Origin of the sequence: Guyparkeria sp. WRN-7, assembly GCF_001641825.1 — a bacterium.
Classification (GTDB): Bacteria; Pseudomonadota; Gammaproteobacteria; order Halothiobacillales; family Halothiobacillaceae; genus Guyparkeria.
Window position 1 is genome coordinate 231,775 of record NZ_LRFH01000004.1, and the last position, 25,078, is coordinate 256,852.

The 25,078-nt window shown below is 66.0% G+C and carries 27 protein-coding genes; 8 read left to right on the top strand and 19 right to left on the bottom strand.

What is annotated here, in order from left to right; genetic code table 11:
• Positions 1-61: 61 nt before the first annotated feature.
• The 4 genes from AWR35_RS03680 to trpS all read right to left on the bottom strand — a co-directional run bounded on the left by AWR35_RS03680 (position 62) and on the right by trpS (position 4,635).
• On the bottom strand, positions 62-1,318 hold the full coding sequence (locus tag AWR35_RS03680) for an N-acetylmuramoyl-L-alanine amidase (RefSeq protein WP_058574597.1): 1,257 nt from the start codon (positions 1,316-1,318) through the stop codon (positions 62-64).
• Positions 1,319-1,543: 225 nt separating this feature from the next.
• Positions 1,544-2,032, bottom strand: a complete 489-nt coding sequence (gene tsaE / locus AWR35_RS03685) for a tRNA (adenosine(37)-N6)-threonylcarbamoyltransferase complex ATPase subunit type 1 TsaE (protein ID WP_058574598.1) — start codon at positions 2,030-2,032, stop codon at positions 1,544-1,546.
• On the bottom strand, positions 2,025-3,608 hold the full coding sequence (locus AWR35_RS03690; protein ID WP_058574599.1) for a bifunctional ADP-dependent NAD(P)H-hydrate dehydratase/NAD(P)H-hydrate epimerase: 1,584 nt from the start codon (positions 3,606-3,608) through the stop codon (positions 2,025-2,027). Before AWR35_RS03690 ends, tsaE begins: the two co-directional genes overlap by 8 nt.
• 4 nt (positions 3,609-3,612) lie before the next feature.
• Entirely contained in the window at positions 3,613-4,635 is a 1,023-nt protein-coding gene (gene trpS, locus AWR35_RS03695; RefSeq protein ID WP_058574600.1) for a tryptophan--tRNA ligase, read from the bottom strand.
• Between the two features lie 174 nt (positions 4,636-4,809).
• Here trpS and AWR35_RS03700 point away from each other — a divergent pair, with 174 nt between their 5' ends.
• Positions 4,810-5,604, top strand: a complete 795-nt coding sequence (locus AWR35_RS03700; protein ID WP_058574601.1) for a TIGR01458 family HAD-type hydrolase — start codon at positions 4,810-4,812, stop codon at positions 5,602-5,604.
• A 46-nt stretch (positions 5,605-5,650) separates the two neighbouring features.
• On the opposite strand, the gene AWR35_RS03705 is transcribed toward AWR35_RS03700, so the two are convergent.
• Positions 5,651-6,241: an HAD family phosphatase gene (locus AWR35_RS03705; RefSeq protein WP_058574602.1), complete on the bottom strand. Its 591-nt coding sequence runs from the start codon at positions 6,239-6,241 to the stop codon at positions 5,651-5,653.
• Between the two features lie 402 nt (positions 6,242-6,643).
• Between AWR35_RS03705 and rpmB the strand changes: the two genes are divergently transcribed.
• From rpmB to mutM, 3 genes are all read left to right on the top strand, one after another.
• Entirely contained in the window at positions 6,644-6,880 is a 237-nt protein-coding gene (gene rpmB / locus AWR35_RS03710; protein WP_058574603.1) for a 50S ribosomal protein L28, read from the top strand.
• Between the two features lie 36 nt (positions 6,881-6,916).
• Positions 6,917-7,072, top strand: coding sequence for a 50S ribosomal protein L33 (rpmG, locus tag AWR35_RS03715; RefSeq protein WP_058574604.1), 156 nt, complete (start codon positions 6,917-6,919; stop codon positions 7,070-7,072).
• A gap of 111 nt (positions 7,073-7,183) precedes the next feature.
• Positions 7,184-8,008 (top strand): bifunctional DNA-formamidopyrimidine glycosylase/DNA-(apurinic or apyrimidinic site) lyase, encoded by an 825-nt coding sequence (mutM, locus tag AWR35_RS03720; protein WP_058574605.1) that lies wholly within the window; start codon positions 7,184-7,186, stop codon positions 8,006-8,008.
• An 8-nt stretch (positions 8,009-8,016) separates the two neighbouring features.
• On the opposite strand, the gene AWR35_RS03725 is transcribed toward mutM, so the two are convergent.
• Complete coding sequence (locus AWR35_RS03725) at positions 8,017-9,390, bottom strand: TlpA disulfide reductase family protein (RefSeq protein WP_058574606.1); 1,374 nt, start codon at positions 9,388-9,390, stop codon at positions 8,017-8,019.
• Between the two features lie 95 nt (positions 9,391-9,485).
• Here AWR35_RS03725 and AWR35_RS03730 point away from each other — a divergent pair, with 95 nt between their 5' ends.
• Entirely contained in the window at positions 9,486-10,403 is a 918-nt protein-coding gene (locus tag AWR35_RS03730) for a phosphoribosylaminoimidazolesuccinocarboxamide synthase (RefSeq protein WP_058574607.1), read from the top strand.
• The gene (gene bioD / locus AWR35_RS03735) at positions 10,400-11,110 is read left to right on the top strand and encodes a dethiobiotin synthase (RefSeq protein ID WP_058574608.1); all 711 of its coding nucleotides are present in this window, start codon (positions 10,400-10,402) and stop codon (positions 11,108-11,110) included. The genes AWR35_RS03730 and bioD overlap by 4 nt, the downstream gene beginning before the upstream one ends.
• 67 nt (positions 11,111-11,177) lie before the next feature.
• Here bioD and AWR35_RS03740 read toward each other — a convergent pair whose 3' ends face one another.
• From AWR35_RS03740 to AWR35_RS03760, 5 genes are all read right to left on the bottom strand, one after another.
• Positions 11,178-12,041, bottom strand: coding sequence for a universal stress protein (locus AWR35_RS03740; protein WP_058574675.1), 864 nt, complete (start codon positions 12,039-12,041; stop codon positions 11,178-11,180).
• Positions 12,042-12,057: 16 nt separating this feature from the next.
• A complete protein-coding gene (locus tag AWR35_RS03745) occupies positions 12,058-13,548 on the bottom strand; it encodes a SulP family inorganic anion transporter (RefSeq protein WP_058574609.1) in 1,491 nt (496 codons plus the stop codon).
• A gap of 274 nt (positions 13,549-13,822) precedes the next feature.
• A complete protein-coding gene (locus tag AWR35_RS03750; RefSeq protein ID WP_058574610.1) occupies positions 13,823-15,652 on the bottom strand; it encodes a tetratricopeptide repeat protein in 1,830 nt (609 codons plus the stop codon).
• Complete coding sequence (locus AWR35_RS03755; protein WP_058574611.1) at positions 15,649-17,043, bottom strand: glycosyltransferase; 1,395 nt, start codon at positions 17,041-17,043, stop codon at positions 15,649-15,651. Before AWR35_RS03755 ends, AWR35_RS03750 begins: the two co-directional genes overlap by 4 nt.
• A gap of 9 nt (positions 17,044-17,052) precedes the next feature.
• On the bottom strand, positions 17,053-18,033 hold the full coding sequence (locus AWR35_RS03760; RefSeq protein ID WP_058574612.1) for an NAD-dependent epimerase/dehydratase family protein: 981 nt from the start codon (positions 18,031-18,033) through the stop codon (positions 17,053-17,055).
• Positions 18,034-18,228: 195 nt separating this feature from the next.
• Between AWR35_RS03760 and AWR35_RS03765 the strand changes: the two genes are divergently transcribed.
• Entirely contained in the window at positions 18,229-18,690 is a 462-nt protein-coding gene (locus tag AWR35_RS03765; protein WP_058574613.1) for a hypothetical protein, read from the top strand.
• Between the two features lie 64 nt (positions 18,691-18,754).
• Here the strand turns inward: AWR35_RS03765 and AWR35_RS03770 are convergent, their stop codons facing one another.
• The 8 genes from AWR35_RS03770 to AWR35_RS03800 all read right to left on the bottom strand — a co-directional run bounded on the left by AWR35_RS03770 (position 18,755) and on the right by AWR35_RS03800 (position 24,346).
• Positions 18,755-18,964 (bottom strand): hypothetical protein, encoded by a 210-nt coding sequence (locus AWR35_RS03770; RefSeq protein ID WP_058574614.1) that lies wholly within the window; start codon positions 18,962-18,964, stop codon positions 18,755-18,757.
• A 73-nt stretch (positions 18,965-19,037) separates the two neighbouring features.
• Positions 19,038-19,523 (bottom strand): host attachment protein, encoded by a 486-nt coding sequence (locus tag AWR35_RS03775; RefSeq protein WP_058574615.1) that lies wholly within the window; start codon positions 19,521-19,523, stop codon positions 19,038-19,040.
• 164 nt (positions 19,524-19,687) lie between these two features.
• Positions 19,688-20,680, bottom strand: coding sequence for a rhodanese-like domain-containing protein (locus AWR35_RS03780; RefSeq protein ID WP_058574616.1), 993 nt, complete (start codon positions 20,678-20,680; stop codon positions 19,688-19,690).
• A gap of 62 nt (positions 20,681-20,742) precedes the next feature.
• Positions 20,743-21,432, bottom strand: a complete 690-nt coding sequence (locus AWR35_RS03785; RefSeq protein WP_156413924.1) for a hypothetical protein — start codon at positions 21,430-21,432, stop codon at positions 20,743-20,745.
• Between the two features lie 51 nt (positions 21,433-21,483).
• Entirely contained in the window at positions 21,484-21,954 is a 471-nt protein-coding gene (locus AWR35_RS10715; RefSeq protein ID WP_156413925.1) for a hypothetical protein, read from the bottom strand.
• 71 nt (positions 21,955-22,025) lie between these two features.
• Positions 22,026-22,691: a DUF6691 family protein gene (locus AWR35_RS03790; RefSeq protein ID WP_058574618.1), complete on the bottom strand. Its 666-nt coding sequence runs from the start codon at positions 22,689-22,691 to the stop codon at positions 22,026-22,028.
• Positions 22,691-23,203, bottom strand: a complete 513-nt coding sequence (locus AWR35_RS03795; RefSeq protein WP_058574619.1) for a YeeE/YedE thiosulfate transporter family protein — start codon at positions 23,201-23,203, stop codon at positions 22,691-22,693. Before AWR35_RS03795 ends, AWR35_RS03790 begins: the two co-directional genes overlap by 1 nt.
• A 117-nt stretch (positions 23,204-23,320) precedes the next feature.
• Positions 23,321-24,346, bottom strand: a complete 1,026-nt coding sequence (locus AWR35_RS03800; protein WP_058574620.1) for an MBL fold metallo-hydrolase — start codon at positions 24,344-24,346, stop codon at positions 23,321-23,323.
• 253 nt (positions 24,347-24,599) lie between these two features.
• Here AWR35_RS03800 and AWR35_RS03805 point away from each other — a divergent pair, with 253 nt between their 5' ends.
• The gene (locus AWR35_RS03805; RefSeq protein ID WP_058574621.1) at positions 24,600-25,061 is read left to right on the top strand and encodes a transcriptional repressor; all 462 of its coding nucleotides are present in this window, start codon (positions 24,600-24,602) and stop codon (positions 25,059-25,061) included.
• Positions 25,062-25,078: the final 17 nt, after the last annotated feature.

The following is a 25,078-nucleotide window of genomic DNA, read 5'->3' on the forward strand; positions in this document are numbered from 1 at the left end:
GTCATTGTCTCCCGCCCGCCACTACCGAGACAAGCGGGACATCGGTCAGCGACCGATCGGATCAGAGCATCGCGTAGCGGGTACCTTGCGGTGCGTGCGCCGTGTAGTAGCTGTTCACGCCCTCGAGGATCGATTCGGCGATCTTGCGCTGGTACCAGGCGCTGCGCAGGCGCTTTTCTTCCTGCGGATTGCTGATAAAGGCGCTCTCGACGAGGATCGAGGGAATGTCCGGCGACTTGAGCACGGCGAAGCCGGCCTGCTGCACCGTTTCCTTGTGCAGCTCGGCGACGCCGTCGATGTTGCGAAGCACCCGGTCACCGAAGTCGAGGCTGGACTCGAGCGTCTTGGTCTGCGCCAGGTCGAGCAGCACCGAGGCGACGTCCTTGTCGTGATCCGCCAGCGACGCGCCGCCGACGAAGTCCGCGCTGTTTTCCTTGGCCGCCAGCCAGCGTGCCGCCTCGGAACTGGCGCCATTCTGGCTCAGGCAGTAGACCGACGCGCCCTTGGCCGAGGCGAGGCGGAAGGCATCCGCATGCACCGAGATGAACAGGTCCGCCTCGTGCCGCCGGGCGATCTCCGTGCGCTGACGCAGGGGAATGAAGCGATCGTCGTCACGCGTCATCACCGGCGTGAGACCGGGCGTCGCGGCGATCAGGTCACGCAATTGCAGACCGATGTTGAGGACGATGTCCTTCTCGCGGGTACCGCGGCGACCGATCGCGCCGGGGTCCTTGCCGCCGTGACCGGGATCGATGGCCACCACCAGGTCACGGAACGCCCCGGAACCCGACTGGGCCGCGGACTCCTGGCGCGGCACGTCGGGCCGCTCGGCGATCACGGTTTCCTCGCCGGCGCCATGCGGCAGGTCGACCACGAGCCGATAGTCACCGCCGTCGGTCGGCGGCAGGATGATGATCTGGGGACGGGCCCGCTTCTTGAGGTCGAACACCAGTCGCAAGTCATGACCATTGCGCACGCCGACCCGCAAGCCCTTGACCACCGGCGAATCCGGGGCCGATGGCAGCGAGGCGTTGGTCAGGCGCGCGGAACGCACGTCGATCACGGCCCGAGCCGGGTTGTCGAGCAGCAGGGTGTCGAAGTCGACCGGCGAGGAGATGGCGAACACGTAGCGAGTGAAACGCTCGTGGCGCCCGGCCTCGACACGGGAAACCGCTACCGAACGGGCGGCCAGCGCCGATCCGGCAAATGGCAGACCGAAGGCGGCGACACCACTGCCGATCGCCGAGCGCAGGAAGCGGCGGCGCTCGGCGTCCAGCAAGGCAATCGCTTCACGGGCAGACTGGGTTGGCTTGTTCATGTTCCACCTCTGGCAACACAGCCCCAAGATCGTGTTTCATCACACGGCCACTACAGTGTGCGCCAAAAGGGAGTTTTTTCAACAAATGCAAGAGGATAGCGCGCTTTCCTAAACCCGATACACGAACTGATTTCACCAAATATGGCGCCACCAAAGGCAGGAAAGCACTAGATGATGTGGTTTGCGCGGTGTTGAAAAAACACCACACCCCGCGCAGAAATCGCCTCAAAGACCGCCCAGGCGCGCCAGCCAGGCCTCGCCAAGCGGCGATTCGGCCCGCAGGATGACATCGCGGCGCTCGGGGCGCTCGATCCCGCCGGCCAGTGACAGCTCGAGATCGGCGGAAAACTCACCCCGGGCCTGCTCGAGCCACTCGATCAGCAGCAGCGCCTCGTCGAGCTCGTCGCGCAGACCGAGGTAGTCGAGCTCCTCCGGGTCGGCCAGGCGGTAGAGGTCCAGATGCAGTAGTCGCCCCGGACCATCGGCTGCGGCCTCGACGTCGTAGGGTTCGATCAGGGTATAGGTGGGACTGCGGATGGTGCCGGTGACACCGAGCGAGCGCAGGAAGGCGCGGGCGAAGGTCGACTTGCCCGCACCGAGTTCGCCGCGCAGCGACAGGATACCGGCGGGCGGCGCCGCGGCCGCCAGACGGGCGGCCAGCGACTCGACCGCCGCCTGGTCGAGATCACTGCCCTCGAGACACCGGTCAGTCATCGCCACCCTCCCGCGACGAAGGCTCGGCGAGTCGCCAACCGCCCGATACGGTGCCTCCGTTGACGACGGCACGGATGGAATCGCACAGCTCGGCGGCGGCCATGCCCCATTCACCATGACGGTCGGCCTCGATCTCGCCGGCTTCGGCATGCACGCAGACGGCCGCCTCCATCGCCGTGAAGCGTGACAGTCCCATGCCGAGAAAGGCGCCCAGCACGCCGGCCAGCACGTCACCACTGCCGGCGGTCGCCAGAGCGGCGGTACCACGCTGGCATACGGCCAGACGCTCACCGTCGGTCAGCACGCTACCGGCTCCCTTGAGCACCACCGCGCAGCCGAATCGCTCGGCAAGCGTGCGTGCCGAATCCAGGCGGTCGGTGTTGATCTCGGCCGTGGCGCACTCGAGCATCGCCGCCGCCTCGCCCGGGTGCGGGGTGACAACCGCATCCCGCTCCTCGAGAGACTGCGGCCCCAGCAGCCGCAGGGCATCAGCGTCCACCACCAGCGGCAGCGGGCAGTCGCGCAGCGCGCGCCAGGCCTCGACGGCCCAGCCATCACACCCCAGGCCGGGGCCGACCACCACGCTGGTCGCCTCGCCCGCCAGCCGCAGCAGATCGCGGGCGTTCTCGATGCCGTGGACGATCAGTTCGGGGCGACCGACATTGAGAGTCGCGGCGTGTGCCGGATGGGTGGCCACGATCACCTTGCCGGCCCCGGCACGCAGCGCGGCCTCTGCCGACAGCCGGGCCGCCCCCGGCATGCCGCGATTGCCGGCGACCACCAGCACCGTACCGAAACTCCCCTTGTGGCTGTCCCGGGAGCGCGCGCCAAGATGCAGCCCACCGGGCAGCAGTGCCACCCCGCCCGATTGATGCACCAGGGGATGGCCCAGCTCGGCGAGCACCCGCTCCCCGCAGGCCGCCAGCGCCGGGCCGGTGACAAGCCCCCGCTTGATGCCGAGGAAGGTCACGGTCACGTCCGCGGACAGTGTCAGCGGATCGCGGGCACCGGTATCGGCATTCACGCCCGAAGGCAGATCCACCGCCAGCACGCCCGGGCCTTCGGCCATGCCGTCAAGCGCCTGCCCCACCCGCTCGAGAAACTCGGCCGCATTGCCGCCGATCGGTCGCGACAGGCCGATACCGAACAGGGCATCGACGACGACATCCGCCGAGGCCAGCGCACCGGTCACGACTCCGGCATCGCTGGCTACCTCGACCGATGGCATGACGTCGCGCAGCGCCGCCCAGGCATGCGCCGCACTGCCGTGGAACTCGGGCTGCTGCCAACCGAGCAGGGTCACCTCGAGCCCGGCGCGATGCGCCAGCCGGGCGATCACCAGACCATCACCACCGTTCTGTCCCGGCCCGACCAGCACCGCCAAGCGCCTGGCCTCGGGCCAGCGACGACGCAGCTCGTCGAAGGCCGCCTCGCCGGCGCGCTCCATCAGGCCGTAGGCATCCACCCCGCCGGCGAACAGCTCGCTTTCGTGGGCCTGGACCGCCTCGACCGACCAAGCCCGCGTCAGGCCGGGCGCGACCGGCGTGCGGATCAGCTGTGGCGCGCGGGCCGGCATCGACTCAGCCCAGGATGTCCGGACGCGGCAGGAAACCGAGCGCGTCGAAGGCGCGCTGCAGCGTCGGCCGGGCGCGGGCCGCGGCGCGCTCGGCGCCCTGGGCGAGGATCGCGTCCAGGCCCGCCTCGTCGGCGCGGATCTCGCGGTAGCGCGCCGTGATCGGCTCGAGATGCGCGATCACCGCCTCGCCGGTCTCGACCTTGAGCTTGCCGTAGCCCTCGCCCGACAGGCGGCTCTCGATCGACTCGATCGACTCGTCGCCGAAGATCGACAGCAACGTCATCAGGTTGGAGACGCCCGGCTTGTTCTCCGGGTCGAAGCGGATATCCATGTCCGAGTCGGTCACCGCCTTCTTGAACTTCTTGAGGATTTTCTTCGGCTCGTCGAGCAGGGCCACGTAGCTGGCCTCGCTGGGATCGGACTTCGACATCTTCGCGGTCGGGTCCTGCAGCGACATCACGCGGGCGCCCGCCTTGGGGATGAACGGCTCGGGCACCGTGAAGATGTCGCCGTAGAGCTTGTTGAAGCGCATGGCGAGATCGCGGGTCAGCTCGAGGTGCTGCTTCTGGTCGGCGCCGACCGGCACGTGGGTGGCCTGGTAGAGCAGGATGTCGGCGGCCATCAGCACGGGGTAGTCGAACAGGCCGGCGTTGATGTTGGCCTGATGGCGCTGCGACTTGTCCTTGAACTGGGTCATGCGCTCGAGCTCGCCCATGTAGGTGTAGCAGTTGAGCACCCAGCCGAGCTCGGCGTGCGCCGGGACGTGCGACTGGACGAACAGCGTGCTCTTGTCCGGGTCTAGCCCGCAGGCGAGATACAGGGCCAGGAAGTCGTAGCAGCGCGAGCGGAACTCGGCCGGATCCTGACGCACGGTGATGGCGTGCAGGTCGACCAGCATGAACAGCGCGTCATGCGTGTCCTGCATGTTGACCCAATTGCGGATCGCGCCGACGTAGTGGCTGATCAGCAGTTGCCCGGAAGGCTGGATGCCGGAGAGCACCACCGGCGGCTTGTCGTTCTTGGACATAAGGTGATTTCTTGTAAGGGGTGATTCGGCGTATTCGACGCCGGCCGGGGCGCTGCCGCCACCCGGCCGGGCAAGGCGGGTCATCATAGCAAAGGCCGCGTGCCGGTCGTCATGGCCCGGCCCTGCTATACAAAAAGGGACCCCGACCGAAAGGCAACCGCTGGATCGTCACTCATGAAAGCCATCCTCTTCGACATGGACGGCGTGCTCTACGTCGGCGACCGACTCATCGAGGGCGCCATCGAGACCCTCGACTGGGCGCGCCGCGAGGGCATCCCGTTCCGGTTCGTCACCAACACCACCTCGAAGCCGCGCGATGCGCTGGTGGAGAAACTCGCCGGGATGGGCATCGAGGCGACAGCCGACGAGATCCTCACCCCGCCGGTGGCCGCCCGCCAGTGGCTTTCGGCACACGAAGGCGAACCGGCAGCCCTGTTCGTCCCCGATGCCACGGCCGCCGAGTTCGCCGAGCTGGCCGCGGCCGACTCGGTCGACGACTCCATCGGCGCCCTGGTCATGGGCGATCTCGGCGAGGGCTGGGACTTCGCCACCTACAACCGCGCCTTCCGTTGGCTCAAGGCCAACCCCGAGGCAGCGCTGGTGGCATTGGGCATGACGCGCTTCTGGCAGGCCGAGGACGGCCCGAGACTGGACGTCGGGCCATTCGTCCGTGGGCTGGAATACGCCCTCGACCGCGACGCGGTGGTGTTGGGCAAGCCCAGTAGGGACTTTTTCCACTCCGCGCTGGAAACCCTCGGCGTGGATGCGGCCGAGACAGTCATGATCGGTGACGACATCGTCGGTGACATCGGCGGTGCCCAGCAGGCCGGGCTGGTCGGGCTACAGGTGCGCAGCGGCAAGTTTCACCCCAACGATCTCAAACGGGGCATAACGCCCGACGGCGTGCTCGACGGGATTGCACAATTGCCGACATGGTGGCAACGACACGCTGACGACCAATCCAGCTAGCACCGGCTGCCCGGCATGCACGCCGAACAGGATGGGGCAGCGCCAATCATGCCGTGCCCACCGCGCGACGCACGGCCTCGATACACGGCCCGGGACGCTCGCACTGAACTGCCCGCAAACCCTCGCCGCGCGCCCGCTCCACGTGACTCTCGCTGTCATCGACGAACAGCGTGGCGGAGGCCGGATACCCCAGTTCGTCCAGCACGTCACGGAAGATGCTGGGATCACGCTTGCCCTTGCCGAGGTAGTAGCTGTTGAACACGCGATCGAAGTGGCGGTAAATGCCGTCGCGCCGGTCGAGCTCGTCCAGCCAGTGGGTCTGGTCGGACAGGATGGCGACGGTCAAACCGGCTAATCGCAGGTCATCGACAAGGGCCAGCATGTCGGGACGCAGGACGAAGCCGCGCATCACCTCGGCACGAAAGGCGTCAAACGTTTCCGGGAAAGGCATCTTCTCCTGCAACGCCTGCCAGAAATCGGCCTCCCCACCCTTTCCGAGCACGAACCCGGATTCGTAGACCGCGTCCATGGCGTGCTGTGAGAGCGCCTCCGGGTCCAGGCCATGGCGATGCGCCGCTGCCACCAGGGCGCGACGAAACCCTTCCTCGGCGATCACGCCGCCGAAATCGAACAACACACATCGGACTCCGGTTTTCCCCATGGCTCGGCTCGCCCTCCCATCGTTCCGCTTGACGCGGCCTCCGTGATACTCGGAGGATATCAGTCAGTTACCGCCCCATCCGGCCGCACGCGACCCTCAACCTGCGCTCCCGGGCGAGGACTCATGCCCCGAGACTGATCCACCATCTTCGCCGGTCGAGCAACGATCGACACCGGCATCCCGATGACTGCCACCGGGACGGGCCACCCGATGGGCCGCTCCGTTTGAGCGTCGGCCTTACGGACGGTGCTTGCCAAGCCGCCGAGGTTCTTTTATCCTACGCGGCCTTTGAATTGACCCGCCCGCGTGCCGGCCGCCTGGACAGGCACCGATACCTCGGTACGCGCGCAAACAAGACGAGTCGCTCAGGAGACAATCATGGCCCGAGTTTGCCAAGTAACCGGGAAGCGCCCGGCGGTCGGTAACAACGTATCGCACGCGAACAACAAGACCCGGCGTCGGTTTCTGCCCAACCTGCACAAGAAGCGGTTCTGGGTAGAGAGCGAGCAGCGGTTTGTCAGCCTGCGTGTTTCCAGCCACGGCCTGCGCACGATCGACAAGGTCGGCATCGACACGGTCATCGCCGAGATGCGTGCGCGCGGCGAGAAGGTCTAAACACCGCTCACCATAACGTCTAACAGGTAATACGATATGCGCGACAAGATCCGACTGGTATCCAGCGCCGGCACCGGCCACTTCTATACCACCGACAAGAACAAGCGGAACATGCCGGAGAAGATGCAGATCAAGAAGTACGATCCGGTAGTACGCAAGCACGTCATCTACAAGGAAGCCAAGATCAAGTAAGACACGTGCCGGCCGCTCAGGCGGCCGCCGTCTTGTCCTGATCGGCACCCGGACCCCGCGAGGATACTTCCCGCGGGGTTTCTTCGTGGCGATCTTCAGACCGAGCGGACCATGCCCGAACTCCCCGAAGTCGAAACCACCCGCCGCGGCATCGAGCCTCACCTTGCCGGGCGACGCATCGAGGCGGTGACCGTGCGCGACCCGCGCCTGCGCTGGCCGGTGCGCGAGGATCTGGCCGAGTTTCTCGTCGGCCGGCCGATCGAGTCGGTCGAGCGGCGCGCCAAGTACCTGCTGCTGGTGCTCGACCGCGGCGACCGCGTACTGATCCACCTGGGCATGTCGGGCAGCCTGCGCCTCGACGACCCGGCCAGCCCGTTGCGCAAGCACGACCACGTCGAGTGGCTGATCGACAGCGGCCGTGTGCTGCGCCTGCACGACCCGCGCCGCTTCGGCGCCGTACTGACCGATCGCGTCGATGCCCCGCACGTGCGGCTGGCCACCCTCGGCCCCGAACCGCTCGACCCGGCCTTCGACGGCGACTACCTCGCCGGCCGCCTGGCCGGACGGCGCGTGGCGATCAAGCAGGCGATCATGAACGCGGCGATCGTGGTGGGCGTCGGCAACATCTACGCCTCCGAAGCGCTGTTCCTCGCCGGCATCCATCCGAAACGGCCGGCCGGGAGCCTCGGCCGGGACGATTGCACCGCACTGGCCGCCGCGATCCGTCAGGTGCTGACCGCGGCCATCGAGCAGGGCGGCACCACCCTGCGTGACTTCCTCTCGCCCTCGGGCGACCCCGGCTACTTCCGACAGACCCTCAACGTCTACGAGCGTACCGGCAAGCCCTGTCGGCGCTGCGGCTCGCCCGTCGAGCGCACCGTGCTCGGCCAGCGCTCGACCTGGTTCTGCCCGACCTGCCAGCCGACGGACGACTAACGGCCCGCTCAGTCCGGCTCGATGGCCAGCAGTTCGCGCACGATCGCGTCGACTTCGGGCGTGTCCCAGATGATCCCGGCATTGACCGCATAGTGGATCCGACCGTCCGGGGCGACCAGGAACGAGGTCGGGAAGGCGAAGGCGCCGTAGCGCTCGGCCACCTCGCCGTCAGGATCGACGGGAATGGGGAAGGACAACTCGAACCCGTGCTCGCGGACGAACTCGCGTAGATGCTCAGGCGACTGCTTGAAGGCGATCGCGTAGATCTTCAGCCGGTCCGGGTAACGGCCGGCCAGACGCTCCATCGACGGAATCTCCTCGACACAGGCCGGGCACCAGGTGGCCCAGAAGTTCACGATCTGCACCCCGTCGAACTCCTCGTCCAGCCCCTGTGCACGACCCGCCAGGTCCGTCAGCTCGAAGTCGGGCGCGCGCTGCGGCGTCACCCGGGTCAGGCCGGTCTGCTTCTCCAGCGGCTCGCTGCGCGAGTCGTCCAGCGCGAGCGCATCAGCCGGATGCGGCGCTGCGGCCAGCAACGGGATCGACTCCAGAATCTGCCCGGGCAGCGCCTGAACGGCCGGGGCCGCCTTCGGACTCTCCAGCACCTCGGCCACGCGTTCGAGCGAATCGGTGTGCGGCTCGGCCATCTCGATGAAGTAGTAGTCCTTGACCTTGGGAACGACGCGCACGAACGTGGCGCTGCCCCCCTGGAGCAGGCGCTGCCAGAGATTGCCGAGGCGGTTCATGTACACACCCCGCTCGGGCTGGAAGATCATGACCGGCAGGTTGGTCGCATCGACGATGCCGAAGAACTCGGGCTCGGTCCCCGCCACCGGCGTGCCGCGATAGAGGTTGGGAAACAGCAGCACCGCGCCGGCCAGCGTCGAGGTGTCCTCGACACCCCCCTGCCAGAGCCGCATGCCACGCAGGATGGGCACTGCCATGCGATCACTGCCGATGATGGCGATCTCGCGTTGCCCGCCGGCCTGCTCGACGGCATGCCGGATCAACGCCTCGACCGCGGCCCCATCGCGCTCGCGGACCACGGTATCGGAGCGGGTAAGGAACAGCGAGTCGAGCACGTCGACCATCCATACGGTGGCCCCGCGACGGGCCAGGGCGTGGGCAACGCTCCTGGGGCCGGCCATGTCGCCATACTGGTTGGCGACCCACAGTAGCAGCGGCCCATCGGCAGCCGTCCCGCCCTCGGGCTCGATCACTGTCACCTCCAGCCGGTCGCCGCCCTCGCCTACCGGCACGCTCAGGTCGGCCGCCGTGGCACCCGCGCTCGCGAGCAACAGACCGACGGCCGACAGCAGGCCGCACCACCAGCGGCGACTACCCCCTTCCCTGCCGACTTTGCCCTCGTTCTCTGCATGCATCGCGTCACGCCTCGCGCTTTCGTACAATAGCCACCCGCCCGGGCCGCCACGGCCGGCCGGTCAAATTCCTTAGCATGCTAGCAGTTGAGCGCCCAATGACACACTCGGCCCCCGCCGTCTTCGAGACGCAGATCGACGACCTGGAACTGATCCATCGCGGCAAGGTACGCGACCTGTACCGCATCGACGACGAGCGCATGCTGATCGTCACCACCGACCGGGTCTCGGCCTTCGACGTGATCCTGCCCACGCCCATCCCCGACAAGGGCCGGGTGCTGACCGAGGTCTCGCGTTTCTGGTTCGAGAAGAGCCGCGATCTGGTGCCCAACCACCTCTGCGAGGACCAGGACCTCTCCCGCATTGTGGCCGACGCGGAGCAGCGCGCCCAGCTCGAGGGACGCAGCGTGATCGTGCGCAACCTCAAGGCCCTGCCGATCGAGGCGGTGGTGCGCGGTTACCTGATCGGTTCGGGCTACAAGGACTACCAGGCCACCGGCGCGGTCTGCGGCATCACCCTGCCCGCCGGCCTGCAACTGGCCGACAAGCTGCCCGAGGCGATCTACACGCCGGCGACCAAGGCCGACGTCGGTGATCACGACGAGAACATCGACTTCGCCGAGACCGAGCGGCTGATCGGCCCGGAGATGGCCGCCCAGGTGCGCGACACCGCCATGCGCCTGTATCGCATGGCCGCCGACTATGCGGCCGAGCGCGGCATCATCATCGCCGATACCAAGTTCGAGTTCGGCCTCGACGAGCAGGGCACGCTGCACCTGATCGACGAGGCGCTAACACCGGACTCCTCGCGCTTCTGGCCGGCCGACGAGTACCGCCCGGGCATGAGCCCGCCCTCGTTCGACAAGCAGTTCATCCGCGACTGGCTGGAAACGCTCGACTGGGACAAGACCGCCCCGGGACCGGCAATCCCCGACGAGATCGTCGCCCAGACCCGCGAACGCTACCTGACCGCCTACCGCCGGCTGACCGGCGAGGACCTGCCGGGCATCGCATGACGGCACCCGCCCTCGATTCACGCGGCTGGGTGGTGCTGGCCACCGACACCGGCGTCGGCAAGACGGTGGTTTCCTGCGCGCTCGCCAGACTGCTCCGCGAAAACGGCATCGTGCCGCGGGTACGAAAGCCGGTGGAAACCGGCTGCGAGGTGCGCGACGGCGAACGCCAGCCGGCCGACGGCATCGCCCTGCACGAGGCGGCCGGTGGACGCGAGCTGCTCGCGACCGTCTGCCCGATCCGCTACCTCACCCCGGTCGCCGCCCCCGAGGCCGCCTGGCGCGAGGGTGAGGAACTGCAGTTCGAGCGCGACCTTGCCCCGATCCTCGACCAGTCGCTCGCCGGCCTGGCCGAGGACGAACGCGTGATCATCGAGAGTGCCGGCGGGCTGCTCTCGCCGCTGGCCGAGGACGCGCTCAACACCCGCCTGGCGGAACACACCGGCCTGCCGGCGCTGTTGGTCACACCCGACCGGCTCGGCACCCTGTCGAGCACGCTGTCGGCGGTCGAATCCCTGCAACGCCGTGGTATCAGCGTGGCCGCAATCATCCTCAACCGCCGGCCGCAGGACCCCAGCGACGCCGATACGCCGGACAACCACCGCTCGCTTACCGAGTGGCTGCCGCGGCTGGTCGACGAACCGCCACCGGTCCTCCGCTTCGAAACCGATCCACGGCACCTCACGCCGCTCCTCGACCAGAACGGTTGAGCGATCCAAAGAAAAGGCCGCGTCTGCAGACGCGGCCTTTTCGTTTCGGACGAGACCATTATCCGGCTCAGCGCACCACCAGCAGCGGCACGTTGGCCTTCATGATCATCTTGGTGGTGGTACTGCCCAGGACGAGATAACGGATCGGGCTGTGGCCGTAGGCGCCCATCGCAAGCAGGTCGATGCCCTTCTCGTCGATGTAGTCGGAAACCGCCTGGTCGACCTTGCCCTGACGAATCGCCACCTGCGTGTCGAAGCCGGCCTTCTGCAGACGCGTGTTGGCCACCTGAAGCTTGTCCCAATGGGCCTGCTTTTCCTCGCCGACCATCAGGATGTGCACCGGCAGACCCTGCAGCAGCGGCGTACGCGCTGCCATCTCGACCAGCTTGTAGGCCGTTGGGCTGCCGTCGTAGGCGATCAGGAAGCTCTCGGGGCGCTTGAACTCGAGCGGGGTGACCAGTGTCGGCTTGTGGATCATCGACAGAATGCCGGCCAGGTGGCTACCCACATGCATGGCCACGGCATCGCCTTCCTTGCCCTGCTTGCCGAGCACCAGCATCTCCATGCTTTCCTCGAGGTCGAGGATCACCTGGGTGATGTCGCCGTTGCGCAGCAGTTCGTCGGGCGATTCGAAGCCGCGATCACGCGCCCGGGAGAGCACATCGGCCAGCAGTGCCCGGCCGCGCTCGCGCTCGAGGCGACCGCGCTTTTCCTCGAGCTCGACCATTTCCTGGAGCAGCTTCTCGCGGCCGCCGAGGGTCATGTTGCCGGAGAGGTCGGTCTTGCTCGGGGCGTGCGGGTTGCTGATCGCGTGGAGAAAGGTCAGCGGAGCGGACAGCGCACCGGCTGCCCAGACGGCATAGTCAGTGACCGCCTCGGACGAGCGCGAGCCGTCGACGCAGGCCAGTACCGGTTCCTTCTTCTCGGTCATGTTCTCGTTTCCCATGTCATTGGCCCATCAGCTTTTCGGCGGCGTCCGGCTTGTCGTGGACCCCGTGCTTGTCGACGATCGTGGCGGTGGCCTGGTTCATGCCGATCACCTCGACCTCGATACCCTCGCGGCGGAAGTCGACCACGACCTTGTCCAGCGCCCGCACGGCAGTGATGTCCCAGAAGTGCGCGCGGGTCAGGTCGATAGTCACCTTATCCACGTCGTCCTTGAAATCAAACGTGTCGAGGAACTTCTCGCTGGAGGCGAAGAATACCTGACCGACCACGGCATAGATGCGGTGGCGCGGGTTGTCCGGATCCTCGGACAGCGTCGAGGAGACATGCATGTACTGGCCGACCTTGTTGGCGAAGAACATCGCCGCCAGCAGCACGCCGGTCAACACGCCGTAGGCCAGGTTGTGCGTGGCGATGGTCACGATCACCGTCATCACCATCACGATGTTGGTGCTCAGCGGCAGCTGCTTGAGATCCCGGATCGACCCCCAGCTGAACGTGCCGATCGAGACCATGATCATCACCGCCACCAGTGCGGCCATCGGAATGAGCGTCAGCACCGGGGCGAGGAATACCACCAGGATCAGCAGGAACACACCGGCAACCAGCGAGGACAGACGCGTCCGACCACCCGACTTGATGTTGATCACCGACTGGCCAATCATCGCGCAGCCAGCCATGCCGCCCATCGAGCCGGAGACGATGTTGGCAATGCCTTGGCCCTTGCACTCGCGCGCCTTGTTGGTGCGGGTGTCGGTCAGGCCGTCGATGACGTTCTGCGTCATCAGCGATTCGAGCAGGCCGACCACGGCGATCGCCACCGAGTACGGCAGGATGATCATCAGCGTCTCGAGGTTGAGCGGAATGTCCGGCAGGAAGAACACCGGCAGGGTATCCGGCATTTCGCCCATGTCGCCGACGGTGCGTACGTCGAGGTTCATGAACCAGGCAACCAGCGTGAGCACCACGATGGTCACCAGCGGCGACGGAACCACGTTGGTGAGTTTCGGCAGACCGTAGATGATCGCGAGACCCGCCGCGGTCAGCGCGTAGACGTGCCAGGTGACGTTGGTCAGCTCGGGCAACTGCGCCATGAAGATCAGGATGGCCAGCGCGTTGACGAAGCCGGTCATCACCGAATTCGAGATGAATCGCATCAACCGGTCGAGGCGCACGTAACCGGCGGCGATCTGCAATACGCCGGCGAGTATCGAGGCGGCAAGCAGGTACTCGAGACCATGGTCCTTGACCAGGGTGATCATCAGCAGTGCCGTCGAGGCGGTCGCCGCCGAGATCATGCCCGGCCGACCGCCGGTGAAGGCGATCACCACCGCGATGGCGAACGAGGCGTACAGACCGACTTTGGGGTCGACCCCGGCGATGATCGAGAAGGCAATTGCCTCCGGGATCAGGGCCAGGGCCACCACCAGCCCGGAGAGCACGTCCCCGCGCATGTTGGAAAACCATTCCTGCTTGATGCGATACCAGTTCATCGTGTGTCTCTGTCGGGAGATTGCTTGTTGCCGGGGATCGGAATGCAGGCGTCACGCGCCTCGATCTTGGCCGCAGCGCCACGCGCACGAACCCCGCCGCCGGGCACGGCGCGCGACGACGCTCCGTGAGCGAACGCATTTGGGTGACGGATACGGCCGACCGCGTCGGGTAATGGCCCGCGAGGTGACCAGAACGCGAACGCGGCCCGGCAAACCGGGCCGCGACTCTACCAGATCAGCATGTTGCCTTCACCCGCCGGTCGACGGGCGCTCATCAGAATCGGCGCACCAACGACCAGTTGATCGCATAGGCGTCGTAGCGGCCGGTCGTCTGTGAGCGGTCGCTGTACGACAGGCTCAGGCGGCTGTACCAGTCACGGTAGATGCCGTTGACCAGTTCCAGGGAAACATCGGTGCCGAACTTGTAGTCCGGGAGCGATTCGTCCGTGTGCCAGCCGGGACTGACACTGAGGCTCAGGCCGTCGTCATCGGAAAACTTCCAGTAGCCCACCGCGGTGAGGGCAAAGCGACGATAGTTCTCCGGGTCGTAGTAACCGTTGGCCAGATCCTCGTCGTAGTCCTGCCAGTGGGCCGAAACGCCGAGATCCAGATTGAACCGTTCGGTTCGGAGCATCGCCCGGTAGGGATTGACGTAGAGCTCGTTGCGGCGGTTTCCGTCACTCAAGCGGCCATGAGCCAGCTCGGCATTGACGAAGTGTCGCAGCGTCGGCTGCCAATGAATGCGGGCGCGATGATCGCGCATCGTGATGCCAAGCGAGGCGGACCGCGGCGAGATATCCCAGACGCGACGGGTGGCCAACAGGTTCACCCAGAGATTGTCGAGCGGCCGCAGATCGGCATACAGGCCGTAGAGGCTGTGATCGCCCCCACCGCCGTCAATGCTTGCCGCACCGACCTCACCACCGATCTCGAGCAGCGGGTTGAAACGGTGGCGCGCACCGACCCAGCCCTGCTCGATGTCGATCGACGTGTCGCCCTCGACGCCGACATAGGGACTGCCGGCCTTGGCACGCAGGTCGCGATGTTCGAGCCGGCCGTAGAGATAGGTTTCGGGAGTCAGCGACCAGCGACCCTTGACCGCGAAGCGGCGCAGACTGATGTCGTCGGCGTCGTCGCGCCAACCGGCCTCGATACCGACGTTCGAGCGCAGGAAGGCATGCGTGGCTCGGATCGCATCCAGCGTGTCCTTCGATTCCGGTCGCAGGCGCTTCAATGGCTCGAGCGAGGCGATCGCCTCGCTGTGACGTTTCTCGCCACGCAGGATCAGCATGCGGGTGTAAAGGTGTTCGTAGTTGTCCCGCTCCGCCGCGAGCAACTCGTCGTTGAGCGGCCGGGCCTGACTGGGCCGATGCGCCCAGGCGAGCAGCCGCGCACTGCGGGCTGCCCACTCCTCATCCTCGCCATGGACTTCGCGATAATGGGCCAGCGCGTCGGCACCACCAGCATAGTCGCCGCGCCATGTCTGAATGGTGGCGTAGTCCAGCAGTGCCTCGGCATCATCGGGATGCGCCTCAAGATAGTCCCGATACAGGGCGACGGACTCGTCGAGTTCGCCAGCCCCACCCAGTGCCCGGGCATAGGCCTTGAGGTCGCCCGACTCGCCGGTGATCTGGTGAATGCGCTCGCGCATGGACACCACGAGCAGACTGTCGCCCGCCCAGTTGGCCTGCTGGGCACAGGTGCGCAGCACCGAGACATCATCCGGTCGAATTTCTGCGGCAGCCTGACAATGGACTAGCGCACGATTCGGCTTGCCGGCCTCGGCCCAGGCAGCGCTGGCCGCCAGGTGCAGATCGGCATCGTTCGGCTCGGTCTCGACCGCCCGGTCAAGCGCCTCCGCAGCGGCAACCGGCTGACCGTCACTCGCCAGCACGTCAGCCAGGCGCCGCCACAGATCCGTGCGTTCGGGGTCGGCCTCGAGAGCCTCCCGATAGACCCTTGCGGCGGTCTTCCAGTCCTGCTGCATTTCCGCGGCCACGGCCGCTTCGGGAACCGCCTGGGCAAAGGCCGGCGGGACGAAGGCAGTCGCGGCCATCAGTGCCAGGGCACTGGCCGACATGCCGCGAAGGGGAAAACGTGTCATTTGCGCCATTTTCTGTTCCCCGTAATCCAGAGATCCGTGGCAAAGCGTCCGATGGTCACCAGGTCGTACAGCAGACTCGCGTAGCGGATCGGAGTCATCAGGATGCCCTGCACCAAGGCCTTGAAGCGCCGCCCCTCGGACACGGCGGTGAGAATACCCACCGAGATCAGCATCTCCGCGATCAGGGTAACGACCAAGGGTTCCCACAACTGCAGGATGATCATGACCAACAGGGCCGTCGGGAAGGCGATCTTCTCGAAGGCTGCCATGAACGGGATCCAGCCGGCTGGGCGACCCTCCCGCTGGGTATGGCCAACACCGAACGGCTGCCGGTAGGCTTCCCGAACCTTGCGCCGGGCGGTCACTTCCTTGATCGCCGGATCGTGCTTTTCCCGGTAGCGGTGCCGCATCCGTCGCAGCACCTTGAAGGGGCTGCCGAGCAAACCGTCGAAGTAGTAGCAGCTCTGCAGGAACGACGAGGACCACATGTAGATCTGCCGCGGCAGGTTGCGCATTTCGGGTTCCATCGAATGCGCGGTGACATCCTGCAGCTGGATGTTGCGGTAGCCCTCGTTCATCAGGGCGAAACCGATGAAGATGTCCTCGGAATTGGTCAGGTCGTCACCCATCACCGGCTCGTACTTGTCGAACAGGTCCTTGATGTACTTACGGCGATAGGCGACCGCGCAGCCCACCGGGTTGGTGATACTGCCGAAGAACTTCATCTGGCCGACGTAGACGAACCGCTGCAGGAAGGTGTAGAGCTGCTGCCGGTACACGGCCGTGAGGTTGCGGTTGAGTCGATGCCACCAGTTGCCCTGCGGTTGGTGGAGATCGGCCTCCTCGTGCGACTTCAGAAAGGCATCGATTGCCGGCTCGCTGATTCGCCGACGGCGATCCTTCTCGCGGGTCGGCATGATCACGCCGCAGGCGCTGGCAATGCCGGCACCCTGGTAGAGCTCCTCGACCGTGCGGGCAATGTAATGGTCCGAGTCGAGATAGGTGTCGCCGTCGAGGATGAACTCGACATCGGCGTCGTACTCACGCGACTGGCGCTTGATCGTTGGTGTCTTGCCGATGGGGTGATCCCGCTGGATCACCGTCAACGGCATGTCATGCTGCTCGGCGAAGGCCCGCGCGTACTCGATGGTCCGGTCGCTGCTGCCGTCGTCGACGAGGATGATGTTGCGTGGCTGCTTGGTCTGCCGCCGCACCGACTCGAGCGCCAGCACCACGTTGGCCTGTTCGTTGAGCGCCGGAATGACGACGTCGACGACCGCGTCATGCCAGTCCTCGGCGGGGTTGGGGTCTGTCTTGTCCGGTCCGTGCATCAGCCCGATGATGCTGAGCACGGCGCTCGGACTCAGGACGAAATAGGGGGTGGTTGCCATGCGCCCTCCTCAGGAGGCTCCTTCTCTTTGCCGGGCCCGGGCGATCAGGTCGTCCAGGGTGGCATCCAGTGTCCAGTGTGGACGATGTTCGATCAGCTGATGCAGCCGCGTCAGGTCCGGACAGCGGTGCGGAATGTCCACATACTCCTGACCGTAGGCGATCTCGTAGGGAATGCGCTCGACGCGCGACGCAGAACCGACCCGCTCGATCACCCGCAGGGCCAGGTCATTCATGGATAGCTCGTTGCCGCTACCGACATTGACGATCACCCCGGCCGTGGTGGCCCGGTCGGCCAGCTGGTCGAGCATCACGACCGTGTCGCGCACATCGGTAAAGGCGCGACTCTGCGTACCGTCGCCAAACACGGTCAACGGCTCGCCATCCACCGCCTGACGCACGAAGCGCGGCACCACCATGCCGTAGCGCCCGGTCTGACGCGGACCAACCGTATTGAACAACCGCACCACCGTCACGGGGATGTCCTTGGTGCGCGCATAGGACAGGGCGAAGGCCTCGTCGGCCAGCTTGCTGATGGCGTAATTCCAGCGTGGCGGGGCTTCCGGCTGGATGATCAGATCCATGTCCTCGCGCAGGTAGGCATCGGTACGCGGACCGTAGACCTCGGAGCTCGAGGCGAGCAGCACCTGGGGGCGCCAGCCGCAATGATCGACGGCGCGCAGCAGGCGCTCACAGCCGGCGATATTGGTCGCCATCACGCTGATGGGTCGTTCGAGCACCCGGAAGACCCCCACCACGGCGGCCAGGTGGTAGACGCGATCCGCCCAGCCGACGGACTCGTTGAGCCCGGGCCAGGTGACGATGTCGGCCTCGGAGAAGCGGAAGTCCGGGCGGTCGAGATGGGGAGCGAGGTTGTCCAGCGAACCGGTGCTGAGATTGTCGACGACATGCACCTTGTCACCCCGAGCGAGGTGAAGATCGACCAGATGGGAGCCAATGAAACCGGCACCGCCAGTGATCAGGACATGCATGTCGGGCCTCCTTTCGGCCTGCAATGGCCGCGGTGGCAGGGCGGCACCCCTTGCCGCCCTCGTCGACTGCAGTATAGACGAGCAAGTGGTTAACCGTATGTTGCTGATGCACCACAACGGAAAACGCCAAGCCGGAACCGATACGCCCTGCTACGGTCAGCTCAGATATCCGCCCAAGCGAGGAGGCCTTCCCGCATGACCGAACCGAGCGTCAATCGTTCTGCCCTGGCGGTATGGATGCCAGCCAGCCTGCTGGTCGCGGCCCTGCTGCTCTGGCTGGGCGCCGACCTGCACCCGCCGGGCGCGGCCACTGCCCGCACCCTGCCGGCCTCGCCGTTGACGGGCGCGATGGGGTTTGCCTTCCTGCTCGCCTTCGCCGCCTTCGCCTACGGTGTCTCGATCAGCACACCCCACCGGCGCAACGAGCAGGCTGGCCTGTGGGCATCCCTGCTCCTGCCGCTGGCGGTGGTGCTGTTGCTGCAGGCGGAATGGTCGGTTGTCGCGCTGCTTGCGGCCCTCGGCTGGCTGGTCGTCCTGATCTGGACGGCCTGGCAACTGGCACGACGCCAGCCACTGGCCGGCCTGATGATCCTGCCGGTGATCGGCAGCGCGATCGCCAGCTTCCTGCTCTCGCTGACCCTCTGGGTGCTGCCCTGAAAACGCCCTGAACCGGGAAGAGCAAGAAAACCGCCGGCGAAATGGCGGCCAGGAGACCGACCGGTCAGCCCTCGCGCCAGTGCAGGTCCAGCCAGCAGCGCGGCAAAGGCTCGCCCGACGGGAACTCCAGTTCGGCCTTCTCGAAGCTTTCCTCGTCCTGCATTTCCTCACCGGCATGCTGTCGCCCCATCACGCTCGGCAGAGCCGGGTCGGCGAGAGTCTCCACGTCGATGATCTCGATCATGTCGTCGTTGTCCTTGCGCTTGAGAAACATGCGCAGACCTCCTTCTTGTCACGGTACCGCCAACAAAACCGGCGTTAGCAAGCCAACCCCGCTGTCGCCCCGATCAAAGCCGCTCCGGCAGGGCCGCACGGATGTCTGCGGCCGACCGCCCGGAGAGATCCTTGGGCTGATCGGCCACCAGGGCCTCCTGAAGCGTCTTGCCCATGGACTCGCGCATCAGGCCGAGAAAGTCGGGCGCTGCCAACAGGTAGAACCGATCCATCTTGCCTGCCTGGCGGGCCTGGTCGAGCTCGCCGACCACCTCGCGCGCGAACCGCTTGGCCTCGACATCACGAACACTGTTCGGTGGCTCGTAGGCGTGCATGGCATCACCCTTGCGATCAGCCGTCGCACCGGGACGGTCCGTCTCCAGGTCGGCATCCGCAAGGCGTGCCGCCGGGTTGGACAGCGAGGCGACTTCCTCGAGCTCGCCCTTGGGGGCCGGCTGACTGGAAGGAAACGCCTCGCTGCCGCGATAGGCCCCGCTGTTGTCACGAACGGCAAGAAAACGTGCGCGTGCCGCGTCGGCTACGACTACCCAAGTCTTCATGAATCGGACCTCCTTGCGATGTCACGTTAGCCCTGCGCTGAGTGTATACGCTCGATTCACTGCCTGCCGGGCGCAGGAACGGAGCTGTCCGCACCGATGCGCAGGCATAAAAAAGCCCCGCCGAACGGCGGGGCTCTGACGATCCTGCCTGTCGCTGGAAGCGATCAGTAGATCTTGGCCGGGTTGACCGAGCTGGCGCCCTCGTCGGCGTACATGCCGTACTCCTTCATCGAGCCGTCGTACAACTGCACGTCGTCGTTACCGACGATCTCGCTGGCCACGAACCACAGGCCGGAAGCGAGGTTGCCCGAGTTGCAGTAGGTGATCATCTCGCCGTCGGCATCGATGCCCTTGAACTGCATGATCGAACGGTAGCTGGCCTCGGGGAGGAAGTTGGCCGCGGCACCGTCGGCGCGCACCAGTGCCTCGGTGGGCACGTTGAAGGCGCCCTCGAGATGACCAGGCACGGTCTTCGACTTGCTGAACACGCCCAGGTACTGGTTGACCGGGCGGGCGTCGAGCAGCTGCACGTCGCCATCATCAACGGCGGAACGGACCTCGGCGTAGGTCGCGAGGATCTCGTCACGCTCGTCGGTTGCCTTCCAGTCGCCCGCCTCGATCTTGCCCGGCTTGCCTGTCTCGGCATCGAAGCCGGCCGCGAGCCAGCTGGCGAGGCCACCGTCGAGGATGGCCATGTCGTCATGGCCGTAGTACTTCATCTGCCAGTACAGGCGGGTGGCCTTGGTGAAGTCGGAGCCGGACAGGCCCAGCGGAACGATGACGACGGTGTCGTCCGCATCGACGCCCAGCGACTGGACGAACTTCTCGAAGTCCGCCTTCTCCGGAATCAGCTTGCCGACCTTCTTGCCGTTCTCCATGCGCTCGACACGCACGCTGCCCCAGTCGACGAACTTCGCGCCCGGGACGTGGCCGGCAACCACCGAAACCACCTGCTTGCCCTTGACGGTTTCGTACTTCGGCGCCATGGCGAACGCCTTTTCCGATCCGGTGATCTGGAGAACGGTGACCTCGTCGAGGTTATCGTTCAGCCACTGCGGGTCGACGACCGGTCCGGGCGCATCCAGTGCCCAGGCCCCTTGCGCGACGGCCAGAGCCGCCGCCCCGGCGGGGACTACGAGAAACCGCTTGAAATTCATATGACTCAACTCCTTCTTCGTGCATCAGAAAGCGGCGCGCATCCGGCGCCGGAGAATCCACCCTAGCCGGGCGGGGAAACCAATTCGTCCTGCAATGCCTCGATCCGCCGCGACCAGCTCGCCAGCACGGTCTGCATGTCCAGGGCGCACTCACTCAACACGTGGCGCTCCCGGTCCTCGAGAACAGCCGGATCAGGCCATGACCCGTTCGCCGCCTCCAGCGCCCGGTCTCGAGCGATCAGCAGGTCGCGCACCTGAGGCATGACCAGCGCCACCAAGGCGGTGAGCCAACGACCGACCAGCCAGGAGGGACGCGCCCGGTTGATCTCGAAGCCGTGCGGCAGACGGGCCAGCAACTCGCCGGCGGGGCGCATGGACTCGCCCGTCACCCAGCCATTGGTCGTGAACAGCCGTCGCGGCTGCCCCTGGGCATCCATGGAGATGCCAACAACATGGGAAAACCCCGGCTCGTCCGGCTCACCGACGAACAGATGGAAGTGCCCGTGCTCCTCCAGTGACCACTCCGACGGATCGTGGGCGTGGTAATAGAACCGGGCGCCGCTGACCGGGTCACGCGCATCGTCCTCCGGGAAATGCGCCCAATACTCAAAACCATTGTCGGCATGGTCGCGGAACAGCTCGGTCAGGACGGTCTGTCGATCCGCCTGCAAGGCCGACTGGATCGATTGCCACTCATCCAGAGCGGCCAGGCCGACCTCAATCCATTCCTGCTCAGCGGCGCTGTCGCGCACGTCGGTCACTCCGTTGCGACCCTTAACCAAAATCCATCTGCATGGCGCGCCTTACTGACCGCCCGGCGCGCAGGGGTTGCTGCCACGTGCCGACGGGGCACAGGGGTTGCCACCGCGCGCCGCTGGAGCACAGGGATTGCCACCGCGTGCCGCCGGAGCACAGGGATTGCCGCCACGTGCCGACGGAGCGCAGGGATTGCCACCGCGTGCCGACGGGGCGCAGGGATTGCCACCGCGTGCCGACGGAGCACAGGGGTTGCCACCGCGTGCCGACGGAGCACAGGGGTTGCCGCCGCGCGCCGACGGGGCACAGGGGTTGCCGCCACGTGCCGACGGGGCACAGGGGTTGCCGCCACGTGCCGACGGGGCGCAGGGGTTGCCGCCGCGCGTCTGGGCTGCCGCGGTCATCGGCATCAGGGTGGAAGCAGCCAGCGAGGCGCTGACAGTAAACGCCATCGCAGGCAGCGAGCTCTTCAGCGCGCGACGCGCACGGGCCTTTTGGGTGATCTTCTTCGATTCCATCGGATATCGACTCCTCGTGGGGAAAATGGCGAGCGGTCACCCGCTCGCGCAATCAGACGGTTGGCAACGGCTTACGCCGTGTCATGTTGCCGCGAGGCACTGGCCTCACGTCCCAGGTCACGACCGAGCTCATCGGACTCGCCGGGGTCGTGCCCCTCGGTGATGTCCTCGGCCGAATAGACACCGTGACTGCGGCGCTCCAGGGCGCGCCCGGCGGCAAAACCGGCAATCGCCATCACGATCATCGCGGCAACGATCCACCAGGGCGAAACACCCAGCAACTCGGGCACCGTGCGCGCGGAGGCCTGGGCACTGGTCACGATCGTCTGGATCACGCTGCTGTCGTAAACCCCGGCAAAGGCCCAGATGCCGATCACCATGCCGAGCATGAACACCAGGCCATCGATGCGGCCGCTGCCGAACCCGACCACCGAGGTGCCGGGGCAGTAGCCGCCGATCGCGAAACCGGCGCCGATCAGGACCCCGCCCAGGACGGTGCCCCAGAGATACATCTCGGCCACGTAGAAACCCTGCGAGCCGAAGGTGTTGTCGACCTGCAGCAGCAGGATGCCGATCGCGGCGACGATGATCGCCGTGAACATGACCTTGAATACCGACCAGTCGGTGAGCCGGAACTGGGCGGTGAGCTTGCAGGGCGAACCGAAGCCTGCCTGTTCGAGCACGAAGCCGAACAGCAGACCGGTCGCCAGTGCGGTACCCGCGGTGCCGTAATCCATTACCAGACCCTCCGCATGAACAGGCTGACCAGAAGACCGACCGCAAAGAACGCGATCAGGAAGACGAAGCCGGCGACGCCGAGCATGGCGGTGTTCGATAGCCCCACCCCGCTGGTGCAGCCGGCCGCCAGGCGCGAACCGAAACCGGCAAGCAGACCGCCACCCAGGGCGAGCGCCAGGCGCGCACCGACACCGATACGGCCCGAGCCGCGGTCGACCTTCACCCGGAACCGACCGGAAGAGATCGAGGCGAGGATGGCGCCGACCAGGGTGCCCACGGCCGCGAGCACAATCCACGCTGCGAGCGGATTGCCCTGGGCCATGCCGCCGAGATAGCCGTTCTCACGCGTTGCCTCCGGGGCGACCTGCAGACCGATTTCGGTGGCGACACGGGCAAATGCGCCCGACGCACCCATGCCGTTGCCCACCAGAATGAAGGTGAGCAACAGGACCAGGCCGAGCACGATGCCGGCAATGAAGGGGGGCCATAGTGGCCGGACTTGGCAAGACATTCGCGGATAAACCTCCTGGAACAAACGAACAGAATCCTTTGATGGCCCGCCAATCCTGCGGGCCTTGCCTTCAACAGCTTCCCTGGCCGGGGCCGGCGACCGCCCCGGCAGCTCTCACTAGAACGCGGCGGCTTCGGCCTCGAGGTAGGCGAGCGAGGCGTATTTTCCGATGTTCTCCTCGAAGCCATTGGTCACCGGGGCGTAATGCTGCACCCGCTCGTCGGCAAGCACGTACTCCTTCACCTTCGAGGGACTGGCCATCTCCTGGACGGCCTTCTCGGCCGCCTCGTAGATGCCGAGGAACAGAATGCGGTTGTTCTCGATCAGGTCCTCGGAGGGGAAGCCGTGGGCCGGGATCCAGTAACCATCCGGCACGGCCGCCTCGAGGGCGTCGTACAACTTGAAGGTGCCGAGGAAGCTTCCGTCATCCATGAAGGCAATGCGGTTGTTCATCGCCACGTCGCCGACATGCACGATCTTCTTCTCGACCAGCTCGAGGCAGATGTCGGACGGGGTGTGCGCGGTGCCGTAGAAGTGCACGCGCACGGTCAGGTCACCAAAGTCGAACTCGTCGCCGTGGCCGACATCGTGATTCGGCGCGGTGACCACGGTGCCGGCAATCGCGTTGCCTGTGGAACGCTCCATCAGGCTCTTCCAGAACGTGCCCTGGTTGGTGCGAATCGCGGAGGTGGTCTTCGGGTGCGCGTAGATCGGCACATCGGGGTTTTCACGGACGAAGGCGTGATTACCCAGCCAGTGGTCGCCGTGGTAGTGGGTATTGAAGACCGCGGCGATCGGCTTGTCGGTGAACTTGCGGATCTGACGCAACGCCATTTCGCCGATCTGCAGCGAGGCGCCGCTATCGAGGATCACCACGCCCTTCTCGGTGATGACGAAGGTGATGTTGCTCATCATCCCCTGGTTCGCCTCGGAGGGAAAACCCCAGGGGGAAACGATCACGTAGACGTTGTCGGCAATCCAGGTGGCCGGGATGTCGGGCATCGGCGGCCCTTCAAGCACCATCGCCTCCTCGGCGAAGACACGGGACGACCAGGCCAGGGGCGCCACGGCGATACCCGCGGTTGCGCCCAGGTTACGCAGGAAACGACGACGCGTTGCCAGGAACTGCTTCTCGAATTCCATAGCGATCTCCTCCAATGCGCCCCGCTCTGCCCCGTTATCTGTGCTTTTTTTCTTGGCGGGCATCCAGTCAGCGTCCGTACTCGCCGGACTGGCGGGTCGCGTGTATTAGTTATCTCTAAATAATGATCGCCGCAACGCGAAATTTCAATGTCACGGCGATCGACTTTACTGATTCCGAGTCAAGTTTGCTTTTGCCCTCGAGCTCGACCAACTGCGCTATGATGCCTGACACCAGCCGGATTGCAGCCACACCATGTCCTGTGCCAACCACGACCAGTGCATCGACGATGCCCTCGCCCGCGCCGAGGCGATCTGCGCGCGAGCCGGCGCCCGGCTGACGCCGATCCGCCGGGATGTGCTGCGTGAGGTCTGGTCGAACCACGAGGCCACCAAGGCCTACGACCTGATCGAGCGCCTCTCCCGCCACGGCGAACAGGTCAAACCGCCGACGGTCTATCGCGCACTCGACTTCCTGCTCGAGCACGGCCTGATCCACCGCATCGAGAGCCTAAATGCCTTCGTCGGCTGCGAACACCCGCAGGAGGCACACCAGGCCATCCTGATGATCTGCGACCGCTGCGGCGACATTCAGGAGGATGACAACGCGGCGGTCCAGGCAGCCCTGCGCAAGCTCACGGGCGCTGCGGGCTTCACGCCGCGGTCGGCGGTCATTGAACTGCGCGGCCTCTGTCGCCGCTGCCGCGAGACCCACTGACGGCCACTCGCCCGTAA